This is a genomic window from Acidovorax cavernicola, from assembly GCF_003581445.1.
This window is the reverse complement of record NZ_QXMN01000018.1, coordinates 56,826-78,038: the sequence shown is the minus strand read 5'-3', so window position 1 is coordinate 78,038 and position 21,213 is coordinate 56,826. Positions and strand designations below refer to the sequence as shown.

The window sequence follows — 21,213 nt, the reverse complement described above, 5'->3', positions numbered from 1 at the left end:
CTGCCGGGTTCAGCCGGGCGGCTGTGCCCGGATGCCCAGCTTGCGCAGCAGCCGGTGGAAGTTGCTGCGGTCCATGCCGGCCTGCGCCGCCGCCTGGCTGAGGTTGCCGCCGTGGCGGGCCACGCAAGCGGCCAGCCACTCGCGCTGGAAGGCTTCGGTGGCTTCACGCAGCGTGGTCGTGGTCGCGCCGTTCGCGAGTGACGCAGGCATGCCCGAAGCTGCCGGTGTCGTATCGGCCGGCAAGGCCGCAACCGCCGTTTCCTCCAGCAGCAGGTGCCGCGGCTCGATCGCCACCCAACGCGCGGCGCGCCCGTGCTCGCGGTACGCACGCAGTGCGGCGCGGCTGATGGCGTGTTCCAGTTCGCGCACGTTGCCCGGCCAGGGATGCGCCAGCAGCGCGGTGCGCGCGGCCGGCGACAGCCGCAGGTTGCGCGCGCCCAGGCGGTGCTGGTTCTCTTCGAGAAAACCGCCGGCCAGCGCGAGCACGTCGCGGCCCCGCGCACGCAGCGGCGGCACCACCAGCGGGTAGACCGACAGCCGGTGGTACAGGTCGGCGCGAAAGCGTCCCTGCGCGATGGCGGCGGGCAGGTCGCGGTTGGTGGCGGCGATCACGCGCACGTCCACGCGCAAGGTGCGGTCGCTGCCGGGCCGCTGCAGTTCGCCGCTTTGCAGCACGCGCAGCAGCTTGGCCTGCACGGTGAGCGGCAGTTCGCCCACCTCGTCGAGAAACAGCGTGCCGCCGTCGGCCAGCTCGAACTTGCCGGTGCGGTCCTGGATGGCGCCGGTGAAGGCGCCCTTGCGGTGGCCGAAGAGTTCGCTGTCGGCCAGCGTCTCGGGCAGGGCCGCGCAGTTCACCTGCACCAGCGGCTGCGCCTCGCGGCGCGAGCGCGCGTGCAGGCGCTGCGCCACGAGGTCCTTGCCCACGCCGGTTTCGCCGAGCAGCAGCACCGTGAGGTCGGAGGCGCCCACGGTGTCGATCTCGCGGCGCAGCTGCTGCATGGCCGCGCTGGTGCCCAGCAGTTCGCGCGTGGCGACGCGGCTCGATTGCCAGGCCTGCGCGAGCGCCTGTTCCTGCGCGGCGCGCCGGGCCATGTCGCGGATGGTCTGCGCGGCGTCGATGCCCGACTCGACCAGCCGCACCAGTGCCTCCATCCGCGCCGGGCCGACCGCGTCGAAGGTGGAGGCTTCGAGCGCGTCGAGCGTGAGCAGGCCCCACAGCGCGCCGCGCAGGCGCAGCGGCGCGCCCATGCAGTCGTGCACCGGCAGGATCTCGGGCTGGCCCGACACCAGCCCGTCGTACGGATCGGGCAGGTCGCAGTCGGGCGGAAAGCGCAGCCCGGCGGGGCTTTCGAGCAGCCGCGCGAAACGCGGATGCGCGGCCACCGCGAAGCGGCGCCCCAGGGTCTCGTCGCTGAGGCCGTCGACGGCGACGGCGGACAGCGTGCCGTCTTCCAGCCGCAGCAGCGCGGCCGCGTCGCAGCGCACGAGCTCGCGCACGGCCTTCAGCAGGGCGCGAAAACGCTCGCCTTCACCCGCGAGGTCGGGGGCGTCCGATGTGGTCATTTCTGCACTCATGGGGTCGATTTGACAACGCCCGCGCGTGGTCGGTTTGACCACGCTCAAAGAAATGGCTTGTGAAACAAGGACTTGCGCAGGCGCGGCGGCTGGCACGTTTCATGACTGCACAAGAGTCACTTCTTCACTCTTTGCATCTCATCCGCCATGTTTTCCGAACGCACCATCTCGCTCGTCAAGGCCACCGTTCCCCTGCTGCAGTCGCAGGGCGAGGCGATCACGTCGCACTTCTACCGGCTCATGTTCACGAACCATCCCGAGGTGAAGGCCTTCTTCAACGAAGCGCACCAGGCCAGCGGCACGCAGGCGCGTGCATTGGCCGGCGCGGTGCTGGCGTACGCGGCCCACATCGACCGTCTCGAGGCCCTGGCCGGCGCGTTGCCGCGCATCATCCAGAAGCACGCCGCGCTGGGCGTGCTGCCCGAGCACTACCCCGTCGTCGGCCGCTGCCTGCTGCAGGCCATCCGCGAGGTGCTGGGTGAGGTCGCCACCGACGAGATCCTCGCGGCCTGGGCCGAGGCCTACCAGGCGCTGGCCGACCTGCTGATCGCCGCCGAAGAAGAGGTCTACCGCGCCAACGAACAGCAGCCCGGCGGCTGGCGCGGCCAGCGGCGTTTCCGCGTGGCGCGGCGCGAAGCCGAGAGCGAACTCATCCTCTCGCTCTACCTGGAGCCCGAGGACGGCGCCGCGCTGCTCGCGTTCACGCCGGGCCAGTACCTCACGCTCGTGCTGGACATCGACGGCGAGACCGTGCGGCGCAACTACTCGCTGTCCGATGCGCCCGGCAAGCCCTGGTACCGCATCAGCGTGAAGCGCGAGGAGGGCGGCCGCGTGTCGAACTGGCTGCACGCGCATGCGCAGGCGGGCACCGTGCTCGACGTGCTGCCGCCCTGCGGCGATTTCGTGCTGAAGCCCGTGCCCGCCGAAGGCCGGCCGCTGGTGCTGGTGACGGGCGGCGTGGGCATCACGCCCGCGATGAGCATGCTCGAGGCCGCTGCGCCCACGGGCCGTTCGATCCGCTTCATCCATGCCGCGCGCCACGGCGGCGTGCACGCCTTCCGCGAACGCGTCGACGCACTGGCGGCCGCGCATGCGAACGTGGAAGCGCTGTACGTGTATGACACGCCGCGCGACAGCGACCGCCCGCACGCGACCGGTTTCGTGACGCAGGAGCTGCTCGCGCAGGCCCTGCCGGCCGACCGCGACGTGGACTTCTACTTCCTCGGCCCGAAGCCTTTCATGCAGGCCATGTACGCGAACGGCGTGACGCTGGGCGTGCCCGCGCAGCAGATCCACTACGAGTTCTTCGGGCCGCTCGAAGACCTGAAGGCTGCGGCCTGAGTCGCGTCAGGTCGTGGTTTCGTCGAGGGGTGCGTCCGTGGCCAGATGGGCGATGTCGCTCCAGCCCACAAGGCTGAAACCCTCGGGCGTCCACAGCATGCGGTTGATCGCCGCGTTGCCGAGCTGCCAGGTGCGCGGCGCCTGCAGCTCCTGGCGCGTGGCGGCGCGGTAGAGCACATCCATCACGCCGCCGTGGGCCACGAGCACCACCAACTCGCCCGGATGGCGCGCGGCGATGGTCGAGGCGGTGTGCGTCACGCGGTCGCGGAAGGTCAGCAGGCTTTCGCCGCCGCCTTCGGGCTCGAACTCGGGGTCGCGCTCGCGCCAGCGCCGGGCCTCCTCGGGCAGCGTGGCCTCGATCTCGGCGAAGCTCATGCCCTCGAAGCGGCCGAAGGCGCGCTCGCGCAGACCCAGATCGGGCTGAACGTCGAGGCCGTGGGGCTCGGCGATGGCCTGGGCGGTCTGCCAGGCACGCGAGAGGTCGCTGGCATAGACCGCCGCGATCGGCTCGTCGGCCAGCGCCTGACCGGCGCGCTGCGCCTGCCAGAGGCCGGTGGCATTGAGTCCGATGTCGAGGTGGCCCTGGATGCGGGTGTCGACGTTCCAGGCGGTTTCGCCGTGGCGCACGGCGATCAGGCGGGTGAGGTTGGCGTCCATCCGTCGGAATTCTAGGAGGGGCTCATTTCTTGCTGGCCGGCGTGAGCTCGATGTTCACGCGGCGCTCGCCCGGCGGCGGGTTCGGAAAGCCCTGCAGCGCGGCCTCGAACATCACCGGCAGGATGGCCGCGCTCGAGCTGTAGGGGCCGTCGTTGCGCGCGCGGGTCTCGTAGACGACCCGGTTGCCGCCGTCCGCCTCGCGCAGCACGAGGCTGACTTCGCGTGCGTACCAGGGGTTGGACGGCTGCGGCATGAACATCGGGCCGCCGTACCAGCCGCCGCCATACCAGCGGTGGCTGTAGTAGCCGCCATAGCCGCCGTAACCGTACCCCCACGGGCCGGGCCCGTACAGCCACGGATCGGCCCAGGGCGAGAGCGCCGCCGTGACGCGCGCATTGATCTGCGCGGTGTACTGCGGCCTGGCGTCGTCGCGGCGCAGGCCGACCTTGTCGAGCGCCGCGGCGGCCATGGCCTCGAGCCCTTCCTGGCGTGCAGTGTCGGCCTGCTGCGAAGGCAGGCGCTCGAAGCGGTAGGTGGCGCCCGGCGGCACGGTGGTGCCCGGCGTGGCGAAGCTCTTGACGTTGCTGTCGACCACCCACGAGGTGGCGCAGCCGCTCAGGGCGGCTGTCAGGAATAAAGCGGAAAACGCACGATACATAAGGGTCTCCGGGCCTCAGGCCCTCAAAGTCCCCTGGGTTGCCCGAGTCAGCCTTGAATGATGCGCAGGGCCGAGGGTGCCTGGGAGAGCAGGTCGAAAGAGGGCGTGTCGAAGGCCTTGTCGCCGTTCTCGTCGGCCACGCCCGTCGCCTTCAGACCCTTGAAATCGTGCTGCGTTCCATCGAGCAGGTGCGAAGGCACGACGTTCTGCAGCGCAGTGAACATGTTTTCCACGCGGCCGGGGTATTTCTTGTCCCACTCGCGCAGCATCTCGCCGACCTGCTTGCGCTGCAGGTTCTCCTGGCTGCCGCACAGGGTGCAGGGAATGATCGGGAACTCGCGGTGCTGCGCCCAGCGCACGGTGTCCTTCTCGGCCACGTAGGCCAGCGGGCGGATCACGATGTGCTTGCCGTCGTCGCTCACCAGCTTGGGCGGCATGCTCTTGAGCTTGCCGCCGAAGAACATGTTGAGGAAGAAGGTCTGCAGCATGTCGTCGCGGTGGTGGCCCAGCGCGACCTTGGTGGCGCCCAGCTCGTCGGCCACGCGGTACAGGATGCCGCGGCGCAGCCGGCTGCACAGGCCGCAGGTGGTCTTGCCCTCGGGGATCACGCGCTTGACGATGCTGTAGGTGTCCTGGTTCTCGATGTGGAAGGCCACGCCGAGTTCGCTCAGGTACTTCGGCAGCACTTCCTCGGGGAAGCCGGGCTGCTTCTGGTCGAGGTTGACCGCGACGATGTCGAAGTGGATCGGCGCGCGCGCCTTCATCTTGAGCAGGATGTCGAGCAGCGCATAGCTGTCCTTGCTTATCGGACGTAGAGCCCATCAAGAACATGCTTTTTCCGAGGCCTTCAAGAGTGACGGGTCGCAGCGGCTAGGCGCGGTCCTTTACAGCCGTTGAATTTTGTCAAGAAACGTCGCCAGACTGGCCAATGTTTACATCGGAGGGCGTTGCTGACAAGTCTTCCCTACAATTCCACGAAAGGTTCTCTATGAGTGTTGAATTTAATAAGCTGCGCAAGCGCATCCGCCGACTCGCCGGCCAAGCTGTCGTTGACTACGGGATGATCGAGGAAGGTGATCTCGTCATGGTCTGTCTGTCGGGTGGGGCAGACAGCTACACCATGCTGGACAGCCTTCTTTACCTCCGGGAAGTCGCTCCGATCAATTTTGATGTCGTAGCAGTCAACCTGGACCAAAAGCAGCCAGGCTTCCCGGAGGACATCCTTCCCGCATATTTGACTCAACTGAACGTCCCATTTCGCGTCATCGAGGAAGACACCTACTCCATTGTCAAAGAGAAGGTGCCTGAGGGGAAAACGACTTGCGCTCTTTGCTCAAGGCTGCGACGCGGCATCCTCTACCGGACCGCAGTGGAATTGGGCGCCACCAAGGTAGCGTTGGGCCACCATCGCGACGACATCTTGGAGACGCTGCTTCTCAACATGTTCTTCGGCGGAAAGCTGAAAACCATGCCGCCGAAGCTGGTCTCGGACGACGGAAGAAATGTAGTCATTCGCCCGCTCGCGTATTGCAACGAGCGAGACATCAAGGCCTATTCGGCGGCGATGAATTTCCCGATCATCCCTTGCAATCTGTGCGGCTCTCAGCCCAACCTTCAGCGCAGAGCAATGAAGGAAATGATTCAGGAATGGGATCGACGCTTCCCGGGGCGCTCCGACAACATGTTTCGTGCGTTGACAGATGTGGTGCCGTCGCATCTGCTCGACCGAAAGTTGCATGACTTCAACACGCCAGCGAAGGTGAGCGGCGAACTGGACGATGTCAGCAACTGGCTCGCTGCGCCGAATGAGCCTTCGGAAGTCGTCGTGGCCCCGATCCGGCTCATGCCTGGTACTTCAACAATCGGTAGTTCAGCTAGCTGATCGGGGAGCTTGGCGCCGAATGGAGCCGAAGAGCGCATGAGCACAAGAGTCGGGGCGAACCGTAGAGGGATACCATTCCTTGTCGAATGGCAGCGTCTCGCGGTTGGCTCTCTACCTATCTTCTCGCCTTCTGCGCGTATTACTGGGCAATGGAAGAGCCAGCAGCCCGATGCCACCGGGCAATAGGGACACGTTGTGGATCAGCTGCATGTGACGCAACTGCAGTGCAGTTTTTTTCGCAGACAGGTCGGCAACCTGTAGTTCCAACTCAATAACTCGCTTCACGTACCAAGACCGACTGTGCTGGGGAGCGCTCGAGCGCTCAACACCTGGCTTCTTGGCCGCCTCGTACGCGTTATAGATGGCCTCATTCGCGCTGAGCGATTGGCGCGACCACACGTCTGAAGCTTTGAATTTCTTGGCAATTTGCCTTCTTAGCGAATCCCAGGTCAATCGCTGCTTGGCCGGCCATTCTTTCAAGATGACGACGATCGCCGCTTCGGCCCTCCGACTAATCTTTGGCATCCCCATCGTCATCTCTTTCCGGCGGCTCGCCGACATGTTTATCGTGTAATCGAGACGTGAGTTCGGACAGGCCCAGAGCCGCTGGCGCCGCATCGAACGTCACGAGCGTGCCTGGTGCAATTGAGGGGTCATTCTCCACAGCGAAGATCTCTTCACAGCGAGCGCGAACCCATCCGTGTTGTCTGATGTGGCGCTCGATCGGCTTCTTCAGGCCCCCGCTCGATCGCAATTTTTTGCGTCCCTCGGCGATCATGTGGAGGGAGTGCCGATGCATCTCTTTGATGATCGGCAAGCGCTTCTTGTCCCCTTTCCTCCAGACGTGGTGGGCACACCCCATGCAGTCACCATGCTGTTCACAAGGGTTGAGAGACCAAGATGTTGAGCATCCCCCCACTTCTGTGATTTGCTTGGGAACAGCTCTTTCAAAGAGAAAGATCTCTCGATCTACTACTTCAATTGTTCGAGCGGCGTTCGCAACAGGGCCAATCACCTTAAAGTCGACTGCCGGATCAAACCCCTCGATAGAGCCGCTCACAATCTCTGCCGGGGTGCGCAAATCGTAATGTGCTGACTGCGGGCCTGACGTTCGTCCGGCAAGTAGATCAAGGTACTGCTCGCTCACCCCCAACGTTAGCGCTCGTGTTTGAAGATAGGCTCGTGTGTCGTGAAGGGTGAACGATGGATATTCGCCATTCGAGAGTTTGATGTTCAGTGTCGCGAAGAGTCTTGGAGGCTTACCCAAGCGCACGCTAGTCCATCTGAGAAAGCGAGAATACGTGAGGACAACAGGGCGCCACCAAGCTCGCTTCCGCGCCAAGTGATCAGTTTCCTGATCAAGCTGACCATCAAACGCGGCGCAGAGGACCTCGTCGAGCCGCGTCTTTCTGTCGCTGGATGAGTAAGGCCAGTGAGGGAATCTTGCCTTCTTGAAGTCCGCCAAAAGTCTGGTACGCAACTCTTCAACACTGGAAAAACAGGAAAGACTTCGCCCAGCCACCAGAAAAGCCAGTTCGATTCCGATCTTCTGTCCTTCGTTTGCAGAGATCGAGTTGAGTAAGTAGTCCCGATCAATGAAGATATCTTTTTCAAGCAGTTGGACTTCACTAGGCAATTTGACCCCGATGACCCTGAACAACACGCTCAGATCGAGGTGTGATAGGTAGATTCGCCCTGAGACTTGAGATCTGGTCTGCTGCGGGAAGAAGTCTTGGGGATGGTTCACGCCACGTAGCGTGCGCAGCTTGACGCAGATGACTTCTGGGATCTTGTCGTAGAGTGAAGGAGACGCATGAGCCATTGAATCTACGGCACTGACGGGTACATGTGGAGCAGTCTTTTTGGTGCCGAACGGAGGTCTTCTGAAGTACGACTGCGAAAAATCGCTCTGCAGGTGGTCCGGGATATACAGCTGATTGATCTTTTCGAAGCTGTCGAAGTTCTCAATGTAGTACTTGAACGCTGCTCTTGCGTCCGCTGAGAAATTGCCGGCGACCTCGAACAGTTCCTGGGCAAGAGCCCCGAGTAGTTTCGGGACAGGAAGTTCTTGGTACAGATCGGTCTTGGGTCGATAAATTGATATCCGAACCCTTCCGTCAACGCTCCTGAGGGCGTCGGGGTGGAGCTGCAATAGATCCGATAGCCGCATCGACACGGTTGTGAAGGGCAGCGCTACCAATGCGGCCATTGAGGTAACTTCGTGTGCCGGACCGAAGCGCTGTTGCGCAGAACGGTATGCCAGTCCAACAGCAGCTACGACTTCATTCGGTAGACGCCTGGACTGGCTCTTCTTCTGCACATCGTCATCAAGAAGTTGTGCTTTCCGTTTCGTCGGGCTGGGCACCTTGGACTTGAAAGTGAACCGAGTTGCCAGCAGGCCGAATCCGTATTGGCCAAACCTGAAACTTTTCGTGTGATGGCCACCCTGCAACATACCTGCGAGCAAGTCCAACTCGCATCCAATATCGTATTTGACAGATGCGCAATCTGATCCGCCAATCAACGTTTGTTCGGCGAGAACGAAGGTCGCGCGCGTCAGCAAGCTTGGGTCATTGTTTCCAGAGTTGAGCTGGCGCAGAGCCCAGTCCAGAAGCTCCAGGGTGCGGGCGATCGTCTTCGGAGCCCCTCTCAGATTGCGGTAGATGATCATCACGTTGATGTATGTCTTCGCAAACGTGAGGAAACGGTCTCCGCCAACCATTGCCTCAGGGGCGGTGATCCTGGGCGGCCCCGTTCGAGTGCGAATGAATATCTTTCGTGCCCGTTCACGGTGCTCGATCTTGATGAGCGGTAGTCGTGTGGTCTTGTCACCCGCTTTCAGGCGATGCGGAGCCATCGCAAACCACGGAACACTGGGGTCATAACCTTGCTCGTGCACAGCGTCAAAACCTGCGACTCCACCGGGGCATCCCCACCTGACAAACTCATTAAATCTGTCGGGGCCCGCAGCGGTCTCGGTCCTGAAAAGCGGAACTACTCCCTGCATTCGTTTTTCCTCTTGCTCTCACAGATATGAATGACCTGCTTCACCGCGGAGATGATGTTGTCGTCTCTTTGAATCGTTTCCACTGGCAATAGCATCAGCACTTTCCTTTCTCGCGCCTTCTCCATCTTCGCTAGAACTTGGTCGTGCGGTCCATCTACGAAGGCCTTGAACCGCGGACAGATATAGCAACCATCGGGAGCCAAAACGCCGCATAGTTCATCTCCGCATCCGCCCAGGCTGTCGTTCAACTCGGCGTCGAGGATGAGGTTGTCTTCAGGTATGGACTTCTCGTTGCCCGCATCCAGCACCGAACCTCTAAACGCGTTTATGACAAGCACAAAGTGCGGATCCATCTGCCGCTCATACGCCTCAGCCATCTCGTCGGTCAAATTGACATAGCGCGTGAGCGAACCGGTGGTGGTGTGAAAGGCCGCCTGCCTGAGGACCTCCAATGGAGCACCGAGGATGGCCAGATGGGTGAGTTTTGTGTGTTTGAATCGCCTGGTGAAAAGATCGAGATCGCCTAGGTCTGCAATGTGGTCTGTGATTCGCCCTCGAGTGCGAACTATCAGAGATGTGATACCGAGGGATTGCTTCTGTAGAAAAGGAACGTGCTGATTGATGTTGACGCAAAAGAGTGGCTGATCGGGAGAAAGGTTGCGGCCAGACAGCTTCTCCATCCAAGCCAGGTGATCGCGAAGAGCCACGTGTACAGCCTCTGAGACGCTCACGGTCATCATCCTCGAGCGGCTCGGTCTTCCATGAAGTTTGACCAGAGGCACTGCGAGTGTCTTGGCGGACAATGAAACGTCCTTGACCCTCAAGAGTTGCATTTGCGAGGGCCGCAAAGCCTCGGAGATCATCAGACGCCAAAGCAGGTTCTGCTGTGGATTGAACTTCCCGTCGATGTACAGGTCATCTACTTGTCGATGAATCGAGCGCACCTTCTCGATCGAGAAGGGGCGCTCGTGCGCCTTCCTTGCCTGAATCTCGATGGAGGTCGCGCTCTTCGGCGATTGAGAGGTCAGAATGTGCGCCTTGAGGTCTGGGGCGATGCCTGGATAGCGGAGACGTATCCAATACCTCAACAAGCTCCTGAGCGTCTTTAGATCATTCGGTGACGATTGCCGCGCTTCCTCCATGTACATCTTCAGCGTGATGGATGCAACTCTTGCGGTGAGATTCAACCTTCTGATCATCCGCTCAAAACGAGAAAACCACTGGACCGCGGTGGAGACCTTACGGTGGCCGTCCAAGGCGTGCAGAACCACTGCGTAATAAATGGTCGCTGTTGCGGGCGTCAGCAGATCCTCGACATTCCTGAGCCTGAATACGCTTTCTATGCCATCGGTTTTGGGAAGCATCATGCCGTCCAAATTGACGGGGATGAGCCGCGATTCGTTGTCGATGACCTTGATGTGAGTTGGAAGACCGTCGGGAAAAACTTCCTCGCTCCCGACAACGAACTCGGTGTATGGGCCGTACATGCCGCAATCTCGTCAGGAAATGATCCGGTCTCTTTGCTGAACGAGCTCAGCCGAGCGTTCTTCGATTGCACGAGCGGCGTATCGATCCGGCATTGTTGATTTCGTAGACCATCGACCTCGTTGGATCACGATTTCACGAGCGTCACGGCCTTTTGACGTCGCAGTCTTGTAAACGTGATTGAGGTTGGTGTGTCGCAGGACGTGAGGCGAGATGGTGGAAGGGAGCGATTCGAAGGATTTGAGTTTGGCGAGTATGCGATTCAGGTTCCTTCGGCCGAGGGGGCTTCCTTCGTACTTGCCCTCATGATTTACAAACAGAAAGGGCGTCGCTGAGTTTGATTTGAAGACGGCCGCTTCACGATCGCCAACGATGTATTCAATGAGTTTGGTCGCAAGTGATGTGGAGATCGGCACCAAGCCACCCCCGGTCTTGCAAGCGGGTTCGTGCAATCGAGTGTCGGCAGGATCGTTCTGCGCTTCGACGACCTTGATGCATCCGGTGAAGTGCTCAGGCTTGTATTCCCACGACTCCATCACATCTACACAGCAGAGCTTGAGTAACTCTCCCGCTCTGAGGCCCGACTCGTGGAGTGTTTCCACGATCAAGCGATCGCGCTGCCCTGTTGGAGTTTGAGGAAATGGGCCACCGTTCCCGATGGCTCTCTCAACGCTGCTCCGTTGTTCATCGTTTAACGAGCGCACCTCTACAGAATCGTCGCCTGTAGCGATGTGCTTATGAAATTCCATTCGAATGCTCTGCGCGCTGGCTTCGAGCATTCGATGCTCCTCCGCGGTGAGTTCCGACCGAGGGTCGCATTCCTTCGTCAGCCAGGCAACATAGTTTCCGGTGGTCCTGATGCGGCGGTTCGACGTGCCGAATTTGACGGCTTTGCCGGTTGCCAACAGAGCGAAGGTAGAGGATTCGTCCTGTAGCGCGGTCGCGAGCTTGTCGGCTGACAGGCATGCCCAACGGCAGTACTCAGTAATTTCTCTGCTCGTCAGTGCACGTATGCCAGCAAGCACGCGGCCTTCCGGACTGATGAAGGGCGCTTTCGCCTTTCCCGAGGCTTCAGCACGCCTTGCGCGAAGCAGCTGCCATTCGAGAAAGAACGCGAGATCCAAAAGAACCGCGATCTGGGTATTCAGCGGCGTCTGACCAAATTCGTCGAGCAAAAAAGCTACTGCAAGCTCGTGCTGCAACTCGGTTTCGCGGTCCACGAGGACAACGCGGCGAACGGCATCACTGCCATCCGGCGATGTATCCAAGAGCAATTCAATTCGGAAACGAAGCGTCATGGCCGGAACCTTACAAAGAGCGAGTCGTCTCGGCAACCAGATTCACGGATGACAGAGGGCGGGGGCTTCATCCGGCTCGGAAATCTTGTCAATTTGGAATGGAATCCGATAATTGCGTTCTCCGCTGAGCAAAACCTCTGGCGAAGGAGGATGTGGCCGGGGGCCATGGTGTCGGACGTGCAATCACGACAGTGGCGCGTCGAAGTTTGCGATGTCAGTTGATTGCGACAGGCATGGATGGCAATCGGCACTTGGGCAGAGCAAACGAGCCTTTACCATCCCGTCATGCCCGAGCGCGCCATCGGACCAGACCGGTCAATCGGTGCGCGCGACCTTCGTGGCGCTTGCGCCAAATCGGACTGGCTGAGCCTGTGATGGTCACCACTGATAGCGACCACGACGCGTGGTCATGCGTTGACCAGAATTCCGATTTCAGTGCCCCTCAGCAACAAGTGGTGCGTTCCTCATGTCGGCCGTCATGACCACAAGCGCAAGGCATGCGGACAGGCCAAGGGCAGCGGAGAACCACAGTGCCCCGTCACCCCATCGCTCCACCGCAATGCCGAACAGAAACGGTGCCCCGGCCTGCACGATGCGCGCTGGCACCATCAGGAATCCTTGGCGCTGCCCGTAGCCCTCGGCACCAAAGATCAGCAGCGGAAGCGTCCCGATGGCGATGGTCAGGATGCCATTTCCCAAGCCGTGCAGCACCGCGAAAGCAGCGGTGGCCGAAGTACCGAGCAGGCCGAGGCAGAGAGCGCCCAGCGGGTGAGCCAGCGTGGCCAATCGGGCCGACAAAAGCGGATGCGCACGCTTGAGAAAAGTGAACTCGATCACCCGTCCCACCACCTGGGCTGGACCGACCAGGGCGGCGATGCCAACTGCCGCGGCCAGCGTGGCACCGCTGGCGAGCAGCAGTTCCGGCAGATGCGCGGCCATTGCCGTGCTGATGAACCAGGTGACGGCAAAGACGTATGCCATCAGGAAAGCGGCGCGGCGCGGCTGCGCTGGCGCAAGACCCGCGCCCGCGCCCTTGTTGGCGACAGTTGCCTCCTGCGAAGCCTGATCGGCCCGGGCAGCGCGTGGCAGCAGCACATTGAGTGGAAGGCCGATCACCAGATGCAATGCCGCCCACGCAAGACACGCCCCGCGCCAGCCCACGGTGCTTTCCAGATAGGCCGACAAAGGCCACCCCACGGTGCTCGCAAAGCCTGCGAACAGTGTGATGCCGGTGATTGCTCTGCGCGCATCCTGGCCATGCAGGCGTACAACGGTGGCGAACGCAGCCTCGTAGAGCCCGCTGCCCATGGCCAGGCCCATCAACGCCCAAGCGACGAATACATGGCTGGCATGCGTGGACTGGCTCAACGCCGCCAACCCTGCGGCAAACACCACGTTGCTGGCGATGAGCACCGGGCGTCCGCCCAAGCGGTCGATGAGCCGGCCGGCGAAGGGGCCGATGCCGGCCGCGACGAGCAGCGCCATCGAGAAAGCACCGAAGACCGTGGACGTGGAAATTCCGATGTCCTTGCCGATGGCACCGGCCAGCACCGCGGGGAGGTAATACGACGAGGCCCACGCCAGGGTCTGAGCCACACCCAGCATCACCGTCGTCGTGGTCTTGCTTTGCACCCTGGGTTCGCCCCGCTCAGATGCTGCGCAGGTTGACCCGCTTCGACAATGCCTCGGCACTCTCGCGCCGCTCGCTGTAGCGGTCCACGAGGTAGCCCGCGCAGTCGCGCGTGAGCAGCGTGAACTTCACCAGCTCTTCCATCACGTCGACCACGCGCTCGTAGTAGGGAGAGGGCTTCATGCGCCCGGCCTCGTCGAACTCCATGAAGGCCTTGGCCACCGACGACTGGTTGGGGATCGTGATCATGCGCATCCAGCGGCCAAGCACGCGCAGCTGGTTCACGGCGTTGAACGACTGGGAGCCGCCCGACACCTCCATCACCGCGAGCGTCTTGCCTTGCGTGGGCCGAACGGAGCCCATGGCCAGCGGAATCCAGTCGATCTGGGCTTTCATGATGCCGGTCATGGCGCCGTGGCGTTCGGGCGAGGTCCAGACCATTCCCTCTGCCCACTGGGCGAGCTCGCGCAGCTCCACTACCTTGGGGTGGTCGTCGGGCTCTGCGTCCGGCAACGGCAAGCCGCGAGGATCGAAGATCCGCGTCTCGGCGCCGAGCGCGCGAAGAAGCCGCGCTGCTTCTTCGGTCAGCAAGCGGCTGTAGGAGCGCTCACGGACCGAGCCATACAGCAGCAGGATGCGGGGCGCGTGGGTGGAGCGCTGCGCCGGCATCAGCAGATCCGGATCGGCCTTTTCGAACAGCTCAGGATCTACGTTTGGCAGCTCACGACTCATACCAGCCTCGCGACGAATTCACGACCTTCACCACCGCCAGCATGAGCGGCACCTCGATCAGCACGCCAACCACGGTGGCCAGGGCCGCCCCCGAGTGGAAGCCGAACAGGCTGATGGCCGCGGCCACCGCCAGCTCGAAGAAGTTGGAGGCGCCGATCAGCGCGGAGGGACATGCGATGCTGTGCTTCTCGCCGAGCTTCCGGTTGAGCCAGTAGGCCAGGCCAGAGTTCAGCACCACCTGAATCAGGATCGGCACCGCAAGCATCGCGATCACCAGCGGCTGCTTGATGATGGCCTCACCCTGGAACGCGAACAGCAGCACGAGCGTCAGCAGGAGCGCCGCAATCGACCACGGCCCGATGCGATGCATCGCTCGTTCGAAAGCCGCGGGCCCGTTCTTCAGCAGTCGTTTGCGCAGCACCTGCGCGAAGATCACCGGCAGGACGATGTAGAGCCCCACCGAGGTGATGAGCGTGTCCCACGGCACGGTGATGGCTGACAGCCCCAGCAGCAAACCGACGATGGGAGCGAAGGCGAACACCATGATGGCGTCGTTCAAGGCGACCTGCGACAGCGTGAAGACAGGGTCGCCGCCAGTCAGGCGGCTCCAGACGAAGACCATTGCCGTGCAGGGCGCGGCGGCCAGCAGGATCAAGCCTGCGACGTAGCTGTCGAGTTGGTCGGCTGGCAAGTGGCCCGCAAAGACCTGGCGCACGAAGAGCCATGCCAGGAATGCCATCGAGAACGGCTTCACCGCCCAGTTGATGAACAGCGTCACGCCGATGCCGCGCCAGTGGTTTTTCACCTGCGCAAGGGCTGCGAAATCGACCCGCAGCAGCATCGGGATGATCATCGCCCAGATCAACACGCCCACGGGGATGTTGACCTTGGCGACCTCGAGGCGGCCAACGGCCTGGAACACGGCCGGGAGCAATTGCCCCAATGCGATACCGACGACGATGCAGAGGAACACCCACACCGTCAGGTAGCGCTCGAACACGCTCATGGGGGCCGCGCTGGCGCGCGGGCTTTCGATGACTGCACTCATGGTGTCAGTTCGCGGAGATGCGCTTCAGCCGCTCTTGCAGCTCGGCGTCGCTCATGGCTTGCGGGTTGTCCAGTGCGAGCAGTTGCAGCATGCGGTAGGAGATCGCCTGGCGCGTCAGCTCGAAGGCCTGGCGTTTTGCCGCGTCGCCGCCCTCGGTGTTCGATGGGTCCGGATAGCCCCAGTGAATCTTGACGCGCGTTCCGGGCCAGTACGGGCATGCTTCCTGCGCCGCGCTGTCGCAGACGGTGATGACCACATGCATGACCGGCGTGGAGAACTCGTCCCAGCTCTTGCTGCGAAAGCCCTCGGTGTTCACGCCGGCCGCCTGCAGCACTTCGATGGCGAACGGATTGATTCTTCCGCTGGGTGCGCTGCCGGCGCTGAACGCCTTCACGTCCTTGCCGAGCTGGCGGGCCCAGTGGTTGAGCATGCCTTCGGCCAGCACGCTGCGGGCCGAATTGTGAGTGCAGAGGATGAGTACGTTGAGCGTCATTGCGCAGCCTTCTGAACCTTGCCGATATCGCGGATCTCGCGCTGGATGGCCATCGAGTCGAGCCGGGCCAGAGGCAGGGCCAGCATCAGCTCGATCCGGCGCTTCAGCGTGAGGGCCGTGTCCATGAACTGGCGCTCGGTAGCTTCTTCCGGCCCCGCGAAGGCTGCGGGGTCGGCCACGCCCCAGTGCGCGGTCATCGGCTGGCCGGGCCACACAGGGCACACCTCGCCCGCGGCCTTGTCGCAGACGGTGAGAACGAAATCCATCACCGGCGCATCCGGCTTCGCGAACTCTTCCCAGTTCTTGCTGCGATAGCCGGTGGCGGGAAGGTGCATCTTGTCCAGAGTGAGCAATGCGTAGGCGTTGACCTTGCCGGCAGGATGGCTGCCAGCGGAGTAGGCCTTGAATCGCCCTTTGCCCAGGTAGTTGAGCAGGCCCTCGGCCAGGATGGAGCGCGCAGAGTTGCCCGTGCAGATGAAAAGGACGTTGTAGGTTTTCTCAGCCATGACGATGTTTTTCGGTGGAGGAAGTCGGGTTGATCTCTTTGAACATGCAGACGGCCGAGGCCGGGCAAAGGCTCTTGAATTCGCTGCTGGCCTGCACGGAGGCCGGTAGCGCCGTGCGGTCGCAGCGCTCGAAGCCTCGGGCCTCGAAGAATGGCTCTGCCGTGGTGGTCAGGATGCAGAGGCGATTCACGCCTTTCGACGCAGCAAAGGCCTCCATGGTTTGGAGGGCCTGGTCCCCCACACCATTGCCACGTGCATCGGCGCGAACCGCGAGGGAGCGGAGCAACGCGGTGTCGCCGAAGCGTTCCAAGCCGACACAGGCAAGAATCCCTTCGTCGCCGGCGCGGCTCACGAAGAAGGCTTCCATGTGCTTTTCCTGCAGATCGGACTCGGGCAGGCCGGCCTCCCGAAGCAGCGTTCGCACGGACGCGAGCGACTCAGCTTCGGCACGCACAAAGAGGGACTTGACCACCGACTCCGGTGGCGCAGCGACAGTTTCTTGAGACATGGTGCATCCGTCAGCAGCAGGCGTTCTTGCCCTTGGTGAGGCCAACGCGATCAGCGGCCTTTTCGCACCATCCTTGCACCTGCTGGCTGACCAGGTCACGTCGCTGTCCGAAGCTCTCGTTGTCCTCGAAGGTTTGGTAGTGTTCCCAGGCGATGCCTTGGGGATCAGTGACCCAGTGCTTTTCGCTTTTCGCGTAGCAGCATGTCGTCGCGCCCTCATCGAACACAGTGCGGTCGGCCGCGCCGGCTCGGCGCTTCAACTCGATCAATTCGTCCGAACTCTCTGCTTGAAAGCCGAGGTGGTCGATGCCCTTCGCCTCTCCCACCGTCGAGATGGCGAAGTTGACGCGCGGATCGTCGAGCATCCATTTCGCATAGTCGGCCTCGACACGTGCTGGCGGCGATGCGAACAGGTTGGAATAGAAGGCGATGCTCTTGGCGAGGTCATCGACATGCAGGTGGACGTGGAAGCGCTTCATGGGTTTCTCCTTCAGCATTCACAGGCAGTGGCGCTGTCGGTGAGGCACGCCTCGCCCTGACAGCAGTTCTCCGTGAGGTAGCCGAGTAGCGCATTCATCTGCTCGAACACCGCGCGGTAGATCAGATTTCGGCCGTCGCGCTCCTGGCTGACCAGGTTGGCGTGCGTCAGCTCCTTGAGGTGGAACGAGAGGCTGGTCGAGGGCACGCCAAGCCGTTCGGCGAGCACGCCCGGCGTGAGGCCGGTATGGCCGGCGACGACCAGTGCGCGGAAAACTTGCAGGCGCACTGGTTGGGCCAGTGCGGCCAAAGCTCGAATGACAATCTTTTCTTCCATGATTCAATAATAGTTGAATTATAAAATTCATTCAAGAAGCTCTGAGCAAGGCTCCATACTGGAGTTCAAAGAAGCCAAGTGGCCGGACCCGGCTTTACGGCTTGCGCCAGCCAACTCGGCACCCGGCCACAGTGCAACGTGACGGGCAGCAGTTCGCTCAACGCCGCTTGACCAGCGGATCAGCTCTTGGTGGGGAGCAACGTAGCCTCCCGTGACAAGCAAACTGCGCCTCGAACGAGCGCTGGGCGCCCAAGAAGGGATCTATTTCGATACCTCTGCAGGCTCAAACGGGCTTTGCTACGGCTGCTCCTGCAGCGCGGAAATCAACGGGCATGACACCGTGTCGTGGCTCGCGCAACAATCTTCAACCAACGTGGCCAGAACCGACTCGATGCGGTGGAGATCGACCAGCTTGGCGCGCACATTGGTGAGCTTTTCCTGCGCAACCTGGCGCGCTTCGTCGCAATGGGTGCCGTCATCCAATGCGAGCAAACTGGATACCTCGTCGAGGCTGAAACCCAGGCTCTGGGCGGACTTGACGAACCGAACACGCGCCACGTCAGTTTCTCCGTAGCGCCGAATGCTGCCGTAGGGCCTGTCCGGCTGCGGCAGCAGGCCCTTGCGTTGGTAGAACCTGATGGTTTCCACGTTGACCCCGGCCGACTCGGCAAATGCGCCGATGGTCAGGATGTCGTGCACCTGATTTGCCATACCGCTTGACTCCGTACTTGACTACGGAAGTAAGGTTACTCCAGTTCAAAAACAACCGGAAGGATGGCGGCAATGCCAGAAACGAAAAGCAGTCGCGGAGTCCTGATTGCAGGGGGACTTGCCGCGTTGCTCGCCTCGACATGTTGTCTTGGCCCCCTGATTCTGGTCACGCTCGGTGTCAGCGGTGCATGGATCGGGAACCTGTCCGTGCTCGAGCCATATCGCCCGCTCTTCATCGGGGTGGCGCTGGTCGCGCTGTTCTTCGCCTATCGACGCATCTTTCGGCCGGTGCAGGCCTGTCAGCCCGGGGACGTTTGTGCCGTGCCCCAGGTACGGCTCGGCTACCAGGTCGTGTTCTGGATCGTGGCGATCTTGGTCGTCGTGGCGCTCGCGTTTCCCTATGTGTTGCCCTTGTTCTATTGAAAGGACCTCTTCATGAAAAAGCTGCTTTCTGTTCTCGCACTGCTCGCTGCGTTCACCGCTCCCGCGTGGGCCACGCCGCAAACCGTCACCCTCTCCGTACCGGGCATGACCTGCGCGGCGTGCCCGTTCACGGTCAAGCAGGCGCTGGGCAAGGTCAACGGAGTGAGCAGGGCCGATGTGAGCTACGAAAAGAAGCAGGCCGTCGTATCCTTCGATGACGCTAAGACCAGCATCCAGGCGGTGATCAAGGCCACCGCGGACGCCGGGTTCCCGTCGACCGCCAAGCAATAGGTCCTTCACCATGGGATTGATCACTCGCATTGGGGACAAGGCCGGGGCGCTGGGCACCGTCGTCTCTGCGATGGGCTGCGCGGGGTGCTTTCCGGCGCTGGGGAGCCTGGGGGTGGCGCTCGGACTGGGTTTCCTGAGCCAGTACGAGGAACTCGTCATTACCCGGCTGCTGCCGCTATTCGCAGTGGTTGCGCTTCTCGCCAACGGGTTGGGCTGGTTCAGCCATCGGCAATGGCATCGCAGCGTGCTGGGCATGGTGGGTCCCGCGATCGTACTGGCGGCGCTCTATCTGTTCTTCGGCTATGGGTGGACCGAGTGGCTGCTCTACACGGGCCTGACCATCATGGTCGCCGTCTCGGTCTGGGATCTGCTCGCGCCGGCGCATCGCAGGTGTGCTCCGGACTCGAGTGCGCAACCACGCAGGCAGTGAAGATTTTCAACGTACACAGACAGGCATTCAATGACCCGCTTGCAAATTGAAGGCATGACCTGTGCCTCGTGCGCTGAGCATGTGCGCAGCGCACTGCAGAAGGTGCCCGGCGTGCGCTCGGTGTCGGTGTCTTACCCGGACCGCCTGGCCAAGCTCACGCTCGATGAAGGCACATCGCCGGCTGCGCTGACGACGGCTGTGGCAGCGGCCGGCTACCGCGCGCTGCATGCCGACATTTCGGCACCCGCTGGGTTGCTCGGCAAGGCCCGCCAATGGCTCGGTAATGCCGCACATCCGAGCTCAGGTAGCCAACCGTTGCATGTCGCGGTGATCGGTAGCGGCGGCGCCGCGATGGCTGCGGCGCTCAGGGCGGTGGAGAACGGCGCACAAGTCACATTGATCGAACGCGGCACGATCGGCGGCACTTGCGTCAATGTCGGCTGTGTGCCGTCAAAGATCATGATCCGCGCCGCGCATGTCGCGCACATGCGCCGCGAAAGTCCGTTCGACGCCGGCCTGTCCGCGGCGGCGCCGACTGTGCTGCGAGACCGGCTGCTTGCACAGCAACAAGCTCGTGTTGATGAACTGCGCCATGGCAAGTACGAGAACATCCTGAACGGCACACCTGCCATCTCGGTCGTGCATGGCGCCGCGCGCTTCAAGGACAGTCATACGCTGATGGTGACGCTGAACGAAGGCGGCGAGCAGGAGGTGTCCTTTGAGCGCTGCCTGGTGGCCACCGGTGCAAGCGCCGCTGTGCCGCCAATCCCGGGCCTGAAGGAGACGCCCTACTGGACGTCGACCGAAGCCTTGGCCTGCGAGGCGATCCCTCAGCGCCTGGTGGTGATCGGTGCATCGGTGGTGGCGGTGGAGCTTGCCCAGGCGTTCGCCCGATTGGGCAGCCAGGTCACGATCTTGGCTCGCAGCAGACTTTTCTCCCAGGATGATCCGGCCATCGGCAAGGCGGTCACCGCAGCGTTTCGCGATGAAGGCATCGTGGTGCTGGAGCAGACCGAGGCGAGCCAGGTGGCGTACGCCAACGGCGAGTTCGCCTTGACGACGAATCACGGCGTTCTGCGTGCGCAGCAACTGTTGGTTGCCACCGGACGCTCGCCGAACACTGCCGGACTGGACCTCGAAGCCGCAGGCGTGAAGCTCGGCGAGCGTGGCGCCATCGTCATCGACCACGGCATGCGAACCAACGTCCCCGGCATCTATGCGGCAGGCGACTGCACGAACCAACCGCAGTTCGTCTATGTGGCTGCGGCGGCTGGCACACGTGCGGCCGTCAACATGACGGGCGGAAAGGCTGAGCTCGACTTGACTGCAATGCCGGCTGTCGTGTTCACCGATCCGCAGGTGGCGACCGTCGGCTGCACCGAGGCCGAAGCGAAACAAGCGGGGATCGAGGCCGAGAGCCGCACGTTGACACTGGACAACGTGCCGCGCGCCCTAGTCAATTTCGATACGCGTGGCTTCATCAAGCTCGTTGCTGAGGTCGGTACTGGCCGAATCCTGGGTGTGCAGGCGGTGGCGGCCGAAGCAGGCGAACTCATCCAGGCTGCGGCGCTTGCAATCCGAGGAGGCATGACGGTCCAAGACCTGGCCGACCAGTTGTTCCCATACTTGACGATGGTGGAAGGCTTGAAGCTCGCGGCCCAGACTTTCTCCAAGGATGTGACACAGCTTTCGTGCTGCGCTGGCTGAGGACCCTCCATGCTGAAC

The 21,213-nt window shown here is 62.3% G+C and carries 22 protein-coding genes and 1 pseudogene; 6 read left to right on the top strand and 17 right to left on the bottom strand.

What is annotated here, in order from left to right; all coding sequences use genetic code 11:
• Positions 1-9 precede the first annotated feature (9 nt).
• Positions 10-1,563 carry a nitric oxide reductase transcriptional regulator NorR gene (gene norR, locus D3H34_RS15875; RefSeq protein ID WP_286185784.1) on the bottom strand — a complete coding sequence of 518 codons (1,554 nt, stop codon included), beginning with the start codon at positions 1,561-1,563 and terminating at the stop codon, positions 10-12.
• Between the two features lie 159 nt (positions 1,564-1,722).
• On the opposite strand from norR, the gene hmpA reads away from it, so the two are divergent.
• A complete protein-coding gene (gene hmpA / locus D3H34_RS15870) occupies positions 1,723-2,916 on the top strand; it encodes an NO-inducible flavohemoprotein (RefSeq protein WP_119554583.1) in 1,194 nt (397 codons plus the stop codon).
• 6 nt (positions 2,917-2,922) lie between these two features.
• Here hmpA and D3H34_RS15865 read toward each other — a convergent pair whose 3' ends face one another.
• From D3H34_RS15865 to ttcA (D3H34_RS15855), 3 genes and pseudogenes are all read right to left on the bottom strand, one after another.
• Positions 2,923-3,573 (bottom strand): histidine phosphatase family protein, encoded by a 651-nt coding sequence (locus D3H34_RS15865; protein WP_119554580.1) that lies wholly within the window; start codon positions 3,571-3,573, stop codon positions 2,923-2,925.
• A gap of 22 nt (positions 3,574-3,595) precedes the next feature.
• Entirely contained in the window at positions 3,596-4,231 is a 636-nt protein-coding gene (locus D3H34_RS15860) for a DUF4136 domain-containing protein (protein ID WP_119554578.1), read from the bottom strand.
• 47 nt (positions 4,232-4,278) lie between these two features.
• Positions 4,279-5,031 (bottom strand): annotated as a pseudogene (gene ttcA / locus D3H34_RS15855) (tRNA 2-thiocytidine(32) synthetase TtcA); the annotation flags it as partial.
• Positions 5,032-5,159: 128 nt separating this feature from the next.
• Between ttcA (D3H34_RS15855) and ttcA (D3H34_RS15850) the strand changes: the two are divergent.
• The gene (gene ttcA / locus D3H34_RS15850) at positions 5,160-6,113 is read left to right on the top strand and encodes a tRNA 2-thiocytidine(32) synthetase TtcA (RefSeq protein ID WP_119554576.1); all 954 of its coding nucleotides are present in this window, start codon (positions 5,160-5,162) and stop codon (positions 6,111-6,113) included.
• A gap of 111 nt (positions 6,114-6,224) precedes the next feature.
• Here the strand turns inward: ttcA (D3H34_RS15850) and D3H34_RS33990 are convergent, their stop codons facing one another.
• The 13 genes from D3H34_RS33990 to merR all read right to left on the bottom strand — a co-directional run bounded on the left by D3H34_RS33990 (position 6,225) and on the right by merR (position 18,344).
• Complete coding sequence (locus D3H34_RS33990; RefSeq protein ID WP_167481220.1) at positions 6,225-6,644, bottom strand: hypothetical protein; 420 nt, start codon at positions 6,642-6,644, stop codon at positions 6,225-6,227.
• Positions 6,625-9,120 carry a hypothetical protein gene (locus D3H34_RS33985; RefSeq protein WP_147400453.1) on the bottom strand — a complete coding sequence of 832 codons (2,496 nt, stop codon included), beginning with the start codon at positions 9,118-9,120 and terminating at the stop codon, positions 6,625-6,627. Before D3H34_RS33985 ends, D3H34_RS33990 begins: the two co-directional genes overlap by 20 nt.
• Positions 9,108-10,607 (bottom strand): site-specific integrase, encoded by a 1,500-nt coding sequence (locus D3H34_RS15840; RefSeq protein ID WP_119554572.1) that lies wholly within the window; start codon positions 10,605-10,607, stop codon positions 9,108-9,110. The genes D3H34_RS33985 and D3H34_RS15840 overlap by 13 nt, the downstream gene beginning before the upstream one ends.
• A 12-nt stretch (positions 10,608-10,619) precedes the next feature.
• Entirely contained in the window at positions 10,620-11,903 is a 1,284-nt protein-coding gene (locus D3H34_RS15835; protein ID WP_119554570.1) for a tyrosine-type recombinase/integrase, read from the bottom strand.
• A gap of 432 nt (positions 11,904-12,335) precedes the next feature.
• Positions 12,336-13,535 carry an MFS transporter gene (locus tag D3H34_RS15830; RefSeq protein WP_119554568.1) on the bottom strand — a complete coding sequence of 400 codons (1,200 nt, stop codon included), beginning with the start codon at positions 13,533-13,535 and terminating at the stop codon, positions 12,336-12,338.
• A 16-nt stretch (positions 13,536-13,551) separates the two neighbouring features.
• Complete coding sequence (gene arsH, locus D3H34_RS15825; protein WP_119554566.1) at positions 13,552-14,265, bottom strand: arsenical resistance protein ArsH; 714 nt, start codon at positions 14,263-14,265, stop codon at positions 13,552-13,554.
• The gene (arsB, locus tag D3H34_RS15820) at positions 14,255-15,313 is read right to left on the bottom strand and encodes an ACR3 family arsenite efflux transporter (RefSeq protein ID WP_119554564.1); all 1,059 of its coding nucleotides are present in this window, start codon (positions 15,311-15,313) and stop codon (positions 14,255-14,257) included. The genes arsH and arsB overlap by 11 nt, the downstream gene beginning before the upstream one ends.
• A 4-nt stretch (positions 15,314-15,317) precedes the next feature.
• Positions 15,318-15,806: an arsenate reductase ArsC gene (locus D3H34_RS15815; protein WP_119554562.1), complete on the bottom strand. Its 489-nt coding sequence runs from the start codon at positions 15,804-15,806 to the stop codon at positions 15,318-15,320.
• Complete coding sequence (locus tag D3H34_RS15810; RefSeq protein WP_119554560.1) at positions 15,803-16,312, bottom strand: arsenate reductase ArsC; 510 nt, start codon at positions 16,310-16,312, stop codon at positions 15,803-15,805. Before D3H34_RS15810 ends, D3H34_RS15815 begins: the two co-directional genes overlap by 4 nt.
• Positions 16,305-16,820: an arsenic resistance N-acetyltransferase ArsN2 gene (gene arsN2 / locus D3H34_RS15805; protein WP_167481219.1), complete on the bottom strand. Its 516-nt coding sequence runs from the start codon at positions 16,818-16,820 to the stop codon at positions 16,305-16,307. Before arsN2 ends, D3H34_RS15810 begins: the two co-directional genes overlap by 8 nt.
• Positions 16,821-16,830: 10 nt before the next feature.
• Positions 16,831-17,298, bottom strand: a complete 468-nt coding sequence (locus D3H34_RS15800; protein ID WP_119554556.1) for an ArsI/CadI family heavy metal resistance metalloenzyme — start codon at positions 17,296-17,298, stop codon at positions 16,831-16,833.
• Between the two features lie 11 nt (positions 17,299-17,309).
• Positions 17,310-17,633 carry an ArsR/SmtB family transcription factor gene (locus tag D3H34_RS15795; RefSeq protein ID WP_119554554.1) on the bottom strand — a complete coding sequence of 108 codons (324 nt, stop codon included), beginning with the start codon at positions 17,631-17,633 and terminating at the stop codon, positions 17,310-17,312.
• 297 nt (positions 17,634-17,930) lie between these two features.
• Positions 17,931-18,344 carry a mercury resistance transcriptional regulator MerR gene (merR, locus tag D3H34_RS15790; protein WP_119554552.1) on the bottom strand — a complete coding sequence of 138 codons (414 nt, stop codon included), beginning with the start codon at positions 18,342-18,344 and terminating at the stop codon, positions 17,931-17,933.
• A gap of 72 nt (positions 18,345-18,416) precedes the next feature.
• Here merR and merT point away from each other — a divergent pair, with 72 nt between their 5' ends.
• The 4 genes from merT to merA are packed head-to-tail and all read left to right on the top strand — an operon-like array spanning position 18,417 to position 21,195.
• Positions 18,417-18,767 carry a mercuric ion transporter MerT gene (gene merT / locus D3H34_RS15785; RefSeq protein ID WP_119554661.1) on the top strand — a complete coding sequence of 117 codons (351 nt, stop codon included), beginning with the start codon at positions 18,417-18,419 and terminating at the stop codon, positions 18,765-18,767.
• A 12-nt stretch (positions 18,768-18,779) separates the two neighbouring features.
• Positions 18,780-19,058, top strand: a complete 279-nt coding sequence (merP, locus tag D3H34_RS15780; RefSeq protein WP_119554550.1) for a mercury resistance system periplasmic binding protein MerP — start codon at positions 18,780-18,782, stop codon at positions 19,056-19,058.
• A 10-nt stretch (positions 19,059-19,068) separates the two neighbouring features.
• Positions 19,069-19,488 (top strand): organomercurial transporter MerC, encoded by a 420-nt coding sequence (merC, locus tag D3H34_RS15775; protein WP_119554548.1) that lies wholly within the window; start codon positions 19,069-19,071, stop codon positions 19,486-19,488.
• A 30-nt stretch (positions 19,489-19,518) separates the two neighbouring features.
• Positions 19,519-21,195: a mercury(II) reductase gene (gene merA / locus D3H34_RS15770; protein ID WP_119554546.1), complete on the top strand. Its 1,677-nt coding sequence runs from the start codon at positions 19,519-19,521 to the stop codon at positions 21,193-21,195.
• Positions 21,196-21,213 lie beyond the last annotated feature (18 nt).